This window comes from Bradyrhizobium sp. ISRA430 (assembly GCF_029909975.1).
In the GTDB taxonomy this organism is placed as follows: Bacteria; Pseudomonadota; Alphaproteobacteria; order Rhizobiales; family Xanthobacteraceae; genus Bradyrhizobium.
This window is the reverse complement of record NZ_CP094516.1, coordinates 6,985,226-6,998,063: the sequence shown is the minus strand read 5'-3', so window position 1 is coordinate 6,998,063 and position 12,838 is coordinate 6,985,226. Positions and strand designations below refer to the sequence as shown.

The 12,838-nt window shown below is 60.2% G+C and carries 5 protein-coding genes and 4 pseudogenes; 5 read left to right on the top strand and 4 right to left on the bottom strand.

Annotated features, from left to right (window positions below; translation table 11 throughout):
- Nucleotides 1–587 precede the first annotated feature (587 nt).
- Nucleotides 588–937 (bottom strand): annotated as a pseudogene (locus MTX21_RS33185) (integrase core domain-containing protein); the annotation flags it as partial.
- Between the two features lie 70 nt (nucleotides 938–1,007).
- Here MTX21_RS33185 and MTX21_RS33180 point away from each other — a divergent pair.
- Complete coding sequence (locus MTX21_RS33180) at nucleotides 1,008–1,556, top strand: SET domain-containing protein (protein ID WP_280968756.1); 549 nt, start codon at nucleotides 1,008–1,010, stop codon at nucleotides 1,554–1,556.
- A 52-nt stretch (nucleotides 1,557–1,608) separates the two neighbouring features.
- Nucleotides 1,609–2,336: pseudogene (locus MTX21_RS33175) on the top strand (IS5 family transposase); the annotation flags it as partial.
- Nucleotides 2,337–3,152: 816 nt separating this feature from the next.
- On the opposite strand, the gene MTX21_RS33170 reads toward MTX21_RS33175, so the two are convergent.
- Both MTX21_RS33170 and MTX21_RS33165 read right to left on the bottom strand, forming a co-directional pair.
- Nucleotides 3,153–3,803, bottom strand: coding sequence for a plasmid pRiA4b ORF-3 family protein (locus tag MTX21_RS33170; protein WP_280968755.1), 651 nt, complete (start codon nucleotides 3,801–3,803; stop codon nucleotides 3,153–3,155).
- Between the two features lie 840 nt (nucleotides 3,804–4,643).
- Entirely contained in the window at nucleotides 4,644–6,767 is a 2,124-nt protein-coding gene (locus MTX21_RS33165) for a prolyl oligopeptidase family serine peptidase (protein WP_280968754.1), read from the bottom strand.
- Nucleotides 6,768–8,479: 1,712 nt separating this feature from the next.
- Here MTX21_RS33165 and MTX21_RS33160 point away from each other — a divergent pair.
- The 3 genes and pseudogenes from MTX21_RS33160 to MTX21_RS33150 all read left to right on the top strand — a co-directional run.
- Nucleotides 8,480–9,226 (top strand): annotated as a pseudogene (locus MTX21_RS33160) (IS256 family transposase); the annotation flags it as partial.
- 71 nt (nucleotides 9,227–9,297) lie between these two features.
- On the top strand, nucleotides 9,298–10,659 hold the full coding sequence (locus MTX21_RS33155) for an IS1182 family transposase (protein ID WP_280965647.1): 1,362 nt from the start codon (nucleotides 9,298–9,300) through the stop codon (nucleotides 10,657–10,659).
- A 78-nt stretch (nucleotides 10,660–10,737) separates the two neighbouring features.
- Nucleotides 10,738–11,196 (top strand): annotated as a pseudogene (locus MTX21_RS33150) (transposase); the annotation flags it as partial.
- A 305-nt stretch (nucleotides 11,197–11,501) separates the two neighbouring features.
- On the opposite strand, the gene MTX21_RS33145 reads toward MTX21_RS33150, so the two are convergent.
- Nucleotides 11,502–12,077: a hypothetical protein gene (locus MTX21_RS33145; protein WP_280968753.1), complete on the bottom strand. Its 576-nt coding sequence runs from the start codon at nucleotides 12,075–12,077 to the stop codon at nucleotides 11,502–11,504.
- Between the last annotated feature and the right edge of the window lie 761 nt (nucleotides 12,078–12,838).

Genomic DNA, 12,838 nt, shown 5'->3' with positions numbered 1-12,838 from the left:
CCTTGAGGTGATCCTTCGATTCAGGGAAATGAACGTCTACCTTGCGTTCAGCTCCGCTCTGGGGTCTCGACGCGGAGAACATAGCCGTTTCGTTCATGCGCCGCCCCAGCCGAGCCTGGTGAGTGCCGATGACCTTGAGACAATCGGTCTGCGAACGGTTGTGGCGTCGGACAAAACGCATAGGCCTGTCCTTGCTTACGGGCAGCATCAGCCGTTTTGCAAAGCCCCTGTCCGTCGACCGCTAAGCACCACACGAGATGCTGGACCGTCGAGTCCAGCCGCGCCGTGCGCCGCGCGGATGACGCCAATATCCCGTCGGCGAAACGCTCAGTGAAGGTCTGGCGTCCGCACAGGACGGCGTCGCGGCGAAAGCGGTGGACGATCACCAGGAGCTCTACGAGCCGCGCGGCCAGCGGCGGTCACGCGTCGCCGCATCGTTTTTGGATACCTGGGCAAATTGCCCGGTACCTGCCACTGAACTTTCATCGGGCAACGGCCTCGGGGTTTTTGCAGCGATACCGAACTTTGGACCACCCAGAATTAGAGTTTTGCGCCGCGATCACGTTGGCGGGCTGGACGCCGACGTGGTTGTGCAGCAAAATTCCGGGGTGATCGCCGATCGCACCATGGGGCCGTTCTTCGTTATAATATCTGCGCCAAGTCTCCGGTTTCTCCTGGTCATCCGCAAGGGACAGGATCCGGTTGGCATCGAAGGATTCGGCCCGGAAGCGGTCGTTGAAGGCGTCGATGAACACGTTGTCGGTCGGCTAGCCAGGACGCGAGACAAGGTGACGCCGCGCTCATAGGCCCACCCATCAAGATCGCGCGACACGAACTTGCTGCCGTGATCGACGCCGAACGTTACCGGGAAACCCACTTTCTTGCCGGCTCTTTCCAGCACCTCCAGGACGTCGGCGCCGCGGAAGGCGAACCGTGGTCAGTCCTGCAGCATCTCCTCATCGAGCGATAGCCGAGATCCTGATCCGTAGCAGCCGCTGCCGAAACGAATGCAGAGATCGAAGAAAAACCGAGATTGTGACGGCGATACGATTAAACAATCCTACCAATTTTTGCAGGAGATTGCACGGCTCACGTTAGTTAGCTTGCTGGTGTTAGTGACTTTGGGAGATATGTCAGTGTTGATTGTTGAAACTATTTTGAAGCCAGACCAGTTTGGCGGTATTGGACTTTTCGCTGCTACTCTTTTGCCTAAAGGTGCACTAATTTGGGTTCACAACCCACTCGTTGACATTGCCGTGACACCTGAACAGTACGAAAGTTTACCTCGGACATTTCAAGCTTTACTCGACAAGCATGCCTATCCGAGAGACCTCGACGTTGATGATGGTGTTCTAGAGTACAATGCTGACAACGCCCGTTTCATGAATCACAGCAGTCAACCAAACACGTACCAAGACGATCATTGCCGAATTTTCACAGCCCGTGACGTTCAACCGGGTGAAGAACTGACTTGCGATTACTTGTCTTTCGATCCAAGGTGCGACTTATCGTGGGTTAAAGTGCTATCGCCGAATGTTGGTGCCGGAGCGGGCTAGGCGGCATGGATTCAAGATTGAGTTGGGTCTGCGACTTCGATTCCGTTGGCGAATTTACGCAGGGAGAGTTTTTCGGCAACTGGACCTGGAGGCGCGGGTGCGGCGTGATCATCCGCTGCGAGCGATCCGGACGATCGTGAACGAGGCGCTGTCGGCGCTGGAGCGCGAGTTTGCCGCGCTCTATTCGCCAATTGGGCGGCCGTCGATCCCGCCGGAGAAGCTGCTGCGGGCGATGCTGTTGCAGGCGTTTTACTCGATCCGCTCGGAGCGGCTTCTGATGGAGCGGCTGGAAGACGACCTGCTGTTCCGCTGGTCCGTAGGAATCGGCGTCGACGACGCGGCCTGGGACCATTCGGTGTTCTCGAAGAACCGCGACCGACTGCTGGAAGGCGACATCGCGGCCAAGTTCCTGGCGGCGGTGCTGGCGCAGCCCAAGGTGACGAAGCTTCTGTCGAGCGATCACTTCTCGGTCGATGGCACGCTGATCGAGGCCGGGCCTCGATGAAGAGTGTCAAGCCGAAGGACGGCTCTGGCGAGCCGCCGGCGCGAGGCGGTGGGCGCAATGCCGAAGCGGACTTCCATGGTGAGACCCGCTCGAACGACACCCATGCTTCGACCACCGATCCCGATGCCAGGCTCTACCGCAAGAGTAAGGGCAAGGAAACGAAGCTGTGCTTCATCGGGCATGGGCTGATGGAGAACCGCCACGGCCTGTTGGTCGACGCCTGCCTGACGCAGGCCGACGGGCATGCCGAGCGGGTGGCCGCGCTGCACATGATCGTGTCTCGTGCCGACCGGCCGGGTTCGGCGCGGCGTCGATGGCCCTGCTTCGTTCCGGCCCGGCCATAGAGCTTCTCCTCCAGGATCGTATCAGTCGCATTATCCGGCAGCGGCCAGGAGAAGCCGGCAGCGCCGACGCGCTCCAATGTCAGCCGCACGGTCGAAGGTGCGATCCCCCGGCTCCGGGCGATCGCCTTGTGCGACAACCCCACGCCGAGCTTGAGCCGCAAAATCTCCCGCACCTTCCGCATCGCTACCTCTGCGCCGGCATGAAGCCCCCTTGCTTTCAGGCAAAAGGAGGCACTCTACGCGCTACCAGCGGCCCCGCCGGATCCTTCACCAAAGGGGCGACATCATCTCGGAACGGGGGCGACTTCCCTCGGAATCACCAGGTTGCCCTGAAGACAATCGCGGCCGAGCGGGTGTGCATGTCGCTCGGATCAAGCCCGGCGTAACCAAGTTGCGGCGGACCACACAGTCCGACCTAAGCGCTTCGTTCACGGCATCAAAGCTGCGGATCGGTATCTTGAACACAATCGGCGCAAGTATTGACGCAGCCGGACTACGGGCCAGTACGTTTAGGCTCACCCCAGGCGGGAGCACGAAGCTCACTGTCCGGAACGCTTTCTTGGTGCACGCAAACCGGGGCACCTTCGTGGCTATCCGTCGCAGCAAGGATCGATACTCAGGCATGGGCTATATTCCGAAATGCCGAACACAGCCATTTCGCAACCAGATGCTGCCGCACGCAAGGCATGGCAGACCGAGGCGGAGAAGCAACTCGCCGAGCGCATGCCGCAAGAAATCCAGAAGCAGCTATCGGTTGAGAGGCTGCCCTACACGGCGCCGCCAGATAACGGGGACTGAGGACCAAATGACTGACAAGCAATACACGCGGGTGAATCTAGAAGCCGTCGCGACGGCGGCCTCGAGCGTCTTCCGGTCGACGACGTTGGGATCGAACTGTTCGGGCCCCCAGAGGCGCATATTTTCATGTTCTGGATGAGTAGGGTCGCCGATGGCATCGAGGTAGTCGGCATAGCCTGGCGCACCGCCGACGTCCTCCGGATGACAACGACCGGTGGCCTCGAGCAGGAGGGGAAGTCTTTCTATCGTCGTGTTGTCGAACCATTTTTCGAGCTTGATCACATGGTCCCAGCTGTCGCCGAAGTCATAGAGATAATGGATCGTCTTGGCGCCTGCCTCTTGAACGATATCGGAGAGCCGCGCCTTGCGGGCATCGATCGGCTGGGGGGCAAAATCACCGTCGGGATCAGGGATGCCCCAACGCCCTTCGCCAGCTAGGAACTCGAAGAGGTGGCTGTTCGTCCAGCCAATCGCCGCCTGAAGCGTCAGATGCAGTCGATCAAGGCGCAGGGTGACGGGTACGACAAGGCAACGCATCACCTCCGGCTTCACGTCCTTGAGCGTTACCCTGATCCGGACGGCGGTCGTGTTCAGGCTCATGCTGCCAGCCTCGGACCAACTCTTCCATGGCATAGCCTTCATCGCCGAAGCGCTTGCGGCCGAACTCGCGATTCAGGCGGCTCTCGTGGCGGTATGTAGTGTCCAACGCCACTCATTGCGCGCGTCGCGGCAGAAATGGAAGCACGTGGCCCTCAGCTTTTCAGGTGGTGTACCGACCTTCGCCAGAGTACCTGCGAAGCTTGTCGAGATAGCCACCGCGATCGGTCGGAGCGAGATGTAAAACAGTGCGGGTGCGGCTCGGTCCTAACCCACCCGGGGCTGAAGCCAGGCCAACTAGTCCCTACCACATCCGCACTGCCGTTGAGACTAGCGGAAAGGTGACTCGGCGCTGATCGATCTGGAGCAATAGCGCTGTCCCTGCCACATCCCGCTAACCCCAAAGGGCTCTGTATCTGTGATAGCTTACCGCAAGCTGACAGGTCTTTGCGCAGTCGGTCAATGGTGCGTGTGGGTTATCAATATCCGCTCAATCTGCCACGGAAATTCCTGCAACCACTCAGACATGCTCTCAGTCAAGGCGCTATCCCTATCCGCATCCGCACTGCCAATGAAGTTAGCCTCGGAATCAAGAGGCTAACGCACCGGCTTTGCCCCTGAGGGCTGTTCACACGGAAGGCCTCGTGGGTATTAACGAGAAATCGGCCTTGAGTGACCTACCCGGACTGATAGGCGAGAGTGAGGGCGTAGCTGATCGCTCGGATTCATCCCCAGGGCGATACCATAGTCTGCGGAGAATGAGCAAAGACGGGCTTGCTGACGCCGCTGCCGATAACGTCGTCCGCCAATCGTCATCATTGAAGTAGATCTTAGTCCTCGACCTCACTCATCGACAAGCCGCCGGGATGCATAAGTATATTCTAAAGAGATCCGGCGTGCCTGTTCAATGAGGTTGGCGGCGGCGCTATGCCCCCCGTCGGTATTCTCATAGTAGAGGTACGGTTGGCCCAACGCAGCGAGCCTCGCCGCTGCCTTGCGGCCATGCGCTGGATGCACGCGGTCGTCCTTTGTGGACGTGAGAATGAAGGGGGCCGGGTAGGTCTTGCCTGGCACCAACCTCTGATAGGGCGAGTAGGCCTCGAGCCACTTGCGCTGTTCGGGAATGGTGGGATCGCCATACTCGCCGATCCAGGAGGCTCCGGCGCCCAGCTTGGTGAACCGAACCATGTCGAACAGCGGAACCTGTAAGATGGCCGCATTGAAGAGCTCGGGTCGTTGGGTGATTGCGGTCCCTACCAGGAGGCCTCCTTGGCTACCGCCGACTACGCCCAGCCGGCGGGGAGAAGTGATTTTGCGCCGGATCAAGTCCTCCGCGACGGCGATAAAATCATCCCATGTGCGCTGCTTCGTTGCTCCTTGGGCAGTCTGGTGCCATTGGGGCCCGAACTCACCCCCGCCGCGCAGGTTCGCCACAACATACGCGTTGCCCTGCTCGAGCCAGAGTCGTCCGGTGAGGCCCACGTAAGAGGGGACGAGCGGAGTCTGAAACCCACCATAGCCATAGAGAAGCGTTGGAGTTGATCCGTCAAACCTTGCGCTCTTGGGTCGTAGCAGAAAGTAAGGAATGCGGGTGCCATCGCGCGAGATTGCCTCGAATTGTTCGACGACAAGTCTCGAGGCGTCGAACCTAGGAGGTGTCGCCTTCAGTGTCTCAAGGCGTTCGGTTGCAGCGTCGAAGTACCAGAGCATCGTCGGGCTAAGAAAGCTGGAGACCGTGAACATCGCCTCGTCCGTTTCATGCGATGCTGCAGCCAGACCGACACTCGCATTCTCTGGAAGCGGGATCGGCGTGGCCCGCCAAGCGCCCTGATGGTACTTGTAGACGAACGCCTTACTCTGAACATTGTCGAGAATCGTCAGGATCAACAAGTTTCTTGTGGCGGTGAATCTGCTGAGCGCTTGTCGAGGCCCAGGCTTGAAAACGAGCGTGGGTCTGGCGCGCAGCGGATCCTGCTTCCATTCGGCCAGGTCATACGAGATGATCGAGCCGGCTGAGAAGGGGGTGTCTCCGGACGGTGGCATCCAGTCTTCGTTGAGCGTCACCAGCAGGCGACCACTGGCGATGCCGCCGATGGCTGCCTTCTTTGGCAGATTGAGCTTAATCGGCTCGGGCCCAAAGAGCACATACTCATGCTCGAACGAACTGATGTCGCGCACGGCGCCGGTCGCATGGATCCTGCCTTCACTGTCGCGCAGCACGAATGGAGTGGCCCCGACATCGGTCGCCTCGCCACGGAAGACCTCGCGCGCTTCCGCGAGCGACTGAGCGCGCTTGAGCTCCTTCACAACGAAAGGGTAACCGGCTTGTGTCATGGTCCCTTCGCCCCAATCTCGTGCAATTAGGACCGTGTCGCTGTTTACCCAAGTGACCTCCTGTTTTCCTTCGGGAAGTTCGAAGCCGTTCGTGACGAAGGTTTTGGCAACTGCGTCGAACTCACGGACGAACACAGCGTCTTTTCCGCCCTCGGACAGGTTGAGCAAGCATAGGCGCTCTTCGGGCGGAAGGCAGCTCACCCCTTTAAGGACCCAGTTCTTCTTGTCCGCGTCAGCGAGAGCATCCACGTCGAGGATGGTCTCCCATCGCGGGCTCTGGGTGCGATAGCTTTCAAGCGTCGTGCGCCGCAAGACGCCGCGCACCTGGTTCTCGTCCTGCCAGAAATTATCGAGACCGCGCCGTCCCAATGAGACGTACGGAATCCGGTCCTTGGCCTGAAGAACGTGGAGCGCCTCCCCGTAAAAGCGCTGGTAACGTGGATCGGATTGGAGCGCGCTGAGTGTCTTGTCGTTCTCGGTGTGAGCCCAAGCCAATGCGCGCGGCCCTTCGATCTCCTCAAGCCAAAGAAAAGGATCCTCAGCGCCTGTCGCAGGCGCTAGCGTCTGGGACAGTCCCGCGGCCATCAAACAGCTCATGGATAGTGACGCGGCGAGAAAAAGCGAATTTTTCATGGGAGTGTCCTGAAGTTAGCCAGCCGGACTTGAGCGTCTTGCTAGGTGAGTGGAAGCATTCGGAAGATGCATACTCGGCTTCAAAGCGCGGGCATGCGGGAATTGCGTCCGCTGGCTTTCGATGGAGCAAGCAGCGTGCCGCTTGAAAATTGAAGGTTCTCCAGGCGTTTCCGACCCATGTAAGTGTCGACTTTTGGACGTCCGGCTCAAACCTGACAATCTCAAACCTGACAATCGGTTCTTAGTAAGGACGGCATGTTGCGCAGCGGCCGCCTTGCTCATCGTCGCAGTACGTAGATCCTCGACGATCGCTTGCGCCACCGTTCGGCCACTCACAACTCGGCTGTGGGCAGGATCATCCGTCGACCGGTTTCAAGTTGTGGTGTGAAGTGCGAGCACAGGTTCGAACTTCGCGGCCTGCTGGTCGCGTTTGCCGGCACCATCAGCGCCCCTGCGCAGGCCGCCGGTACTCGATGTGATTTGCCGCTTTGTTGGCTGGGGAGAGACTCGAGGCGATTAGCGTTGAGCAACGCTTTTGTCCGCCAGCCAAACGCGTAACCTGCGGTAGGTTCGGTGGCCGAGCCTTATGGAAGGCGCTCGACGCCACGATTCCTAAATTCCGCAGCGGGATCTCTTCTGAGCAACCGTGACCGCGACGAGCCCCAACATCACGTCGCGGGTGAACCCGAAATGGAGACGATAGAGCCACCAGATTGCGCAGCACCGGTCGAGATCGTACATGGCGAGCGCGCGCCTTCTTGCTACAGCCATCCGCGCCATCGGCTTCATTCCTCGTATCATCTGGAAACCTCGATGTCTCGGGGCCAGCGCTCTCCATTTAAGGACTATTTGGTCGGTGATGGCTCGCTGTCCGCCGCGTGCACCTGCAATAGACGGGGAGCTGAGATTGATGTTAGTCATAGCGCTCTTTTCCGCGGTTCGAAGCTGTTTGCACACGCCTATGTGCATGCGATTTTGCTGTGATCCTACGGAGGAGGCAGTGCTTGCAAAACGCCCAGATCTGGTAGTGCCATTTGACAGGATTCCCATCCGATACGCTCGCGCAATCTCACTGCTACGCAAAGCGACTGCGCCACTCGCGACGATCGTTGCAGCTACGTGACCTTTGCTGCGACCTCCTTGAGAATACCTCCGCGCCCGCCAAGACCATGTAGGCTCGCACCGGCACCGCCTACGCCGCTCCCGCGTATGCCTTGCACGGTCACCGGTTTCGCTGCCCAATTTGCGCGAGCCCAGCCGACATCGAGCGCTGGTTGGTGGCCGAGTAGCCCCGTCTGAGCGCGCTGGCAAGTCTCCGCCTCGCTGAGCAACACCGGACAGCTCGGCCCACCGCAAGCACACCATCGTGCAGCGCTTGTTGAGATCGCTCAGAGGCAAAGCAGCCGAGAGGATCATCCGGCGCGCGGCTAAATGTGCGGCGCTGGCCGCGTGTAATAGGCATTCCGCGGCGTCTCCAGTCCTCCGATCCTGCGTGCTATGGTGCAACCTCGGACTGGCCGACAGCCGGAGCTACATCGGTCAAGCGAAAGTAACAGGTCGTGTCCCCAGTGATGGTGTAGCTCGGTAGAGCAAAGCCGTCCGCACGCGCGCCCTACAATAGCGCCGTAGCGGGCGGACGGCTTTGCGGTGGTCACCGGCGATTCGCCGGTAGGGTCGGGTTGCTGACACCAACCTGATTCGAGGAACCACCGATGACCGACGAGATGATGAACCTGCGGACGCTCGTGGAGAAGACCCCTGATGCGGATCTGCTGCGCGAGATGATCGGCTTTGCCGCCCAGCGCCTGATGGAGCTGGAAGTGGAAAGCCAGACCGGAGCCGCCTATGGCGAGAAGAGCCCCGAGCGCCTGGCCCAGCGCAACGGCTACCGCGACCGCATTTGGGAGACCCGCGCCGGCGCGGTCGAACTGCGCATCCCCAAGCTGCGCAAGGGCTCCTACTTCCCCGGCTTCCTGGAGCCCCGTCGCATGGCCGAGAAGGCGCTTACCGCGGTGGTGCAGGAAGCCTACGTGCAGGGCGTCTCGACCCGCTCGGTCGACGATCTCGTGCAGGCCATGGGCATGAGCGGCATCTCCAAGAGCCAGGTGAGCCGGCTCTGCGCCGAGATCGACGATAAGGTGAAGGCGTTCCTCGCCCGTCCGATCGAGGGCGACTGGCCGTATTTGTGGATCGACGCCACCTACGTGAAGGTGCGCCAGCAGGGCCGCATCGTCTCGGTCGCGGTGATTGTCGCGGTCGGCGTCAACAGTGACGGCCGGCGCGAAGTTCTCGGCATGGATATTGGCCCGTCCGAGGCCGAGACGTTCTGGACCGCGTTCCTGCGCAAGCTCGCGCGCCGCGGCCTACGCGGCGTCAAGCTGGTCGTGTCTGATGCCCATGAGGGCATCAAGGCCACCGTCGCCAAGGTGCTCAACGCCTCCTGGCAGCGTTGCCGCGTGGGGTCGTTGAAAAAGCTGCAATTGGCTGATTTCGTTTTCGTCGGCGATTCGCGATCGGCGGAGCAAACGAGATGCTGGGGCGCAAGGAGCGGGATCAGTTGGAGCTCTTCATCACTGGCTCGCTCAAACAGCTCGTCCCAGATGAGCACGTGCTGGCGCGGGTCGATCGTGTGCTCGACCTATCTTGGCTAAGGGAAGAGGTCTCCGACTGCTATTGCGCGAACGACGGTCGGCCAGGCATCGATCCAGAAGCCGCGGTACGCCTGATGCTCGCGGGTCTGCTCACCGGCATCGTACACGATCGCAAGCTGATGCGTGAGGCTCAGGTCAACATCGCCATTCGCTGGTTTGCTGGTTATGGCCTGCACGAGCAGCTACCGCACCATTCCAGCCTGACGCGCATCCGCCAGCGCTGGGGCGAAGAGCGATTCCGTAGGATCTTTAAACGCACGGTCGAGGCCTGCCTGAAGGCCAAGATCGCAACAGCCGAAGTGGTTCACATCGATGCGTCGCTGATCCGCGCCAACGTGAGTTGGGACAGCCTCACCGAGCAGCATGTGGTGGATGTGCTGAGCGAGAATCAAAGCGAAGATGAAAGCGAGGCTGAGAGGAAGGGCCGGCAAAGCGGCAAGTACAAGAAGATCTGCACCACCGATCCGGATGCGACAATGGCCACCAATGCCCGAAACCGGCGGCTGGAGCCCGCTTACAAGCAGCACACTGCCGTCGATGACAAGGTCGGCGTTATTCTGGACGTCGCGGTCACGACTGGACAAACGAACGAAGGGGAGATGATCGAGCCGCAAGTCGATGAGGTTGAAGCGATTGCGGGCATCGACATCAAGGTGGTCACCGCCGACGCGGGATATGCCTACGCTAAAGTCTACGGTGCGCTCGAGCGGCGCGGCATCGATGCCCTGATCCCAGCTAAAGCCGAACCAATCAAGAGTCGCGTACCGCTCAGACGCTTCCGGTACGACGCCAAGAACGACATCTTGAAGTGCCCGCGAGGACGTATCTTGCGCCCCGCGCGGCCCATCAAGCACGGCCGTTTCTTTTACTCGAAGGCGAAGGATTGCGCCCGGTGTCCGCTCAAGGGCGATTGCCTATCCAAAGGGCGAGTTAACAAAGCGGTCGTTGTCGGTGACGATTATCCGGCACTGCTCCGCGCCCGCCGCCGTCGCGAGCGATGGAGTAAGCAGGATCGACGGCTCTATCAACGCCATCGCTGGCGCTCAGAGGGCTTCCACGGCGAAGCCAAAACCTGGCACGGACTAGCGCGCGCCATACGGCGCGGTCTACCGAACATGAAGATCCAAGCCTACCTGACGGCCGCCGCCATCAATCTGAAGCGGCTGGCAGCCGCTCTGCTTGCGCTTATTCTGCCTTGGATTGTCCTCATAGTGCGTTTGCGGCTTCAGATCGCCCCGTAGCGGGTTTTGATGCGAGGGCCACGACGGGGCCGGTCGCTGCATCGCGCGAAATCTATTGGCCACTTCTTCAACGACCCCCGCGTCCACTTCATGCGCAACGCGCTCGCGCATGCCGGCAAGAGCGGCCGGCGTGTCGTCTCCGCCTTCATCGCCACCGCGTTTGCCCAGGACGATGCCGAGGCCGCAAAGACCCAATGGCGAAAGGTCGCCGACCAGCTCCGCCCCAAGCTCCCCAAGCTCGCCGGCTTCCTCGACGAGGCCGAGACCGATGTGCTCGCCTACATGACCTTCCCGCCCCAGCATCGGACCAAGCTGCACTCGACCAACCCGATCGAGCGCCTCAACGGCGAGATCAAGCGCCGCACCGAGGTGGTCGGCATCTTCCCCAATGAGGACGCCATCGTTCGCCTCGTCGGTGCGATCCTGCTCGAGCAGAATGATGAATGGGCCGTCCAGCGCGCCCGCTACATGACGCTGGAAACCATCGCGCCGTTGAGCGATGATCCCGCCGTCAGCTTCCCGGCAATCGCCAGCTGACTTGTCCGGCCCTCGCCGGCGAACGCGGTGTCCCACCGCCAGTTACACCACGCCTAGGGACACGATCAAGTAACATCCTCAGGTGAGGCAATACGGGGGGCAATATTGCAGCCCGGATGACGGGTCCCGCACCACCCAGACGAAATGGCCAGGATGACCGTGCATCTCGTGCGCTGCCAGCGGGTCCGATGATGCGTACCCACTGGCGGCGCGAGCAATCCACTGCTAAGCGGTGAATTGTCTATCCGGGTAAGGCCAACCAAAGTGACCGCAGCGGCGCGATCGCTTCACCGTCGGATTTCGTCTCATACCCGCGTAAGCTTAACGAACCCTCCTTCGGCTAATTCGGCTTTGTAGGCCCGTCCGTTAAGCTGGATTGTTGTCGGGTTATTTTCGGTCGGCATGAAACCTTCTTCGCGCAGCTTGTCCATCAGGGCAGGTGTGGCCCATTGCTGTGGTAGCGGCGTTCCGAAGCGCCGGTGCTCCGTCCAGAAAGCTCCGAATTCCGGTAGCCCCGCCCGGCCGGCCCCAACCACTTGGTCCTCCGCAGGGTTATGAAAAAGAAGAACGCGATTGGACCCATCCAAACCGGCCGTGTAGCGGTGACCTCGGATTTCATAGGTCATCGTCGGCTGGTCCGAGTCCGGCAAGAGACCCTGGTGGAACAGCCTTTCGACCATGAAGTCAGGCGCGATTTGCGAACCGTGTGAAAATCTCTGGGGAGCGGCGAATGAGACATCTACCGCTTCCTCAGGTGCAGCAGATGATGATGGTCCAGCTTCATTCATGATCTGACTGAACAAATCATGATCTTCCTGTGTCCAGACGTGCGCCGTTGGTGATTCTGGTGAACGGGCATTGTTGATCGGGTTCGGATCCATAAAGCTCTCCTTTCTATTATGAGAACAAAGGCCTCTTGAAGATCTCCCCAGGGAGTGAGCTGAAGTTCGTTACGAATTCAGACATGGGCGGCTTCGTCATCGAGAGGCCAAGTTCGAATGTTAAAGAGGCTGGCTTTCGAGAAGCTGACAAAGGTCGAAGAAGGGAGACAAACCCGCGGCCGCATCTGCCACGTCTGTTGCGATCATCTCCGAGCCAAATCTCGTTCCGCCTGAACCGTAGCCGCGCCAGCGCGAAAACAGACGAGAGCGCGACCTACGTGAGGGTCCGGCAACCGCGGAGCGAACTGCTCGCCTGATTGGATGAAGAACGATCGCTCAGACGCAAAGCAGCCGAGACGATCATTCAGGCGCGGCGGTGCCGCTGATCCCGGAGCTGCGGCTGCCACTGCGTGTAATGGCCACTCCGCGACGTCTCCAGTGCCTCCGATCCTGCGCGCCATGATGCAACCTCCGACTGACAGCCGGAGCTACATCGGTCAAGCGGAATGTTACATCCTCAGGTGAGGCAATACGAACGGCCAACCTTGTCCCGGCTGCTATTGACGCTCAGCGTCATGCAGATGGCGGCCGTGTCAGGGCGCGCTTAGACGAAGCGGACATTTCAGCGGCGACTTCAACACCGCGTGTACGAATTACGATAATTTCCTTATTCAGGACACGAGTGAATTCTCATTCCAACGGTCCGTTGGCGAAGAAACGTAGACCGCATTCGTGCTCGCCCGTCCGGGCACACGAACGGT

Excerpts from the sequence above, each read along its gene's own strand:
- MTX21_RS33180 (WP_280968756.1), top strand. The coding sequence starts at position 1,008 with ATGCAGAGATCGAAGAAAAACCGAGATTGTGACGGCGATACGATTAAA.
- MTX21_RS33170 (WP_280968755.1), bottom strand. The coding sequence starts at position 3,803 with ATGAGCCTGAACACGACCGCCGTCCGGATCAGGGTAACGCTCAAGGAC.
- MTX21_RS33165 (WP_280968754.1), bottom strand. The coding sequence starts at position 6,767 with ATGAAAAATTCGCTTTTTCTCGCCGCGTCACTATCCATGAGCTGTTTG.
- MTX21_RS33155 (WP_280965647.1), top strand. The coding sequence starts at position 9,298 with ATGCTGGGGCGCAAGGAGCGGGATCAGTTGGAGCTCTTCATCACTGGC.
- MTX21_RS33145 (WP_280968753.1), bottom strand. The coding sequence starts at position 12,077 with ATGGATCCGAACCCGATCAACAATGCCCGTTCACCAGAATCACCAACG.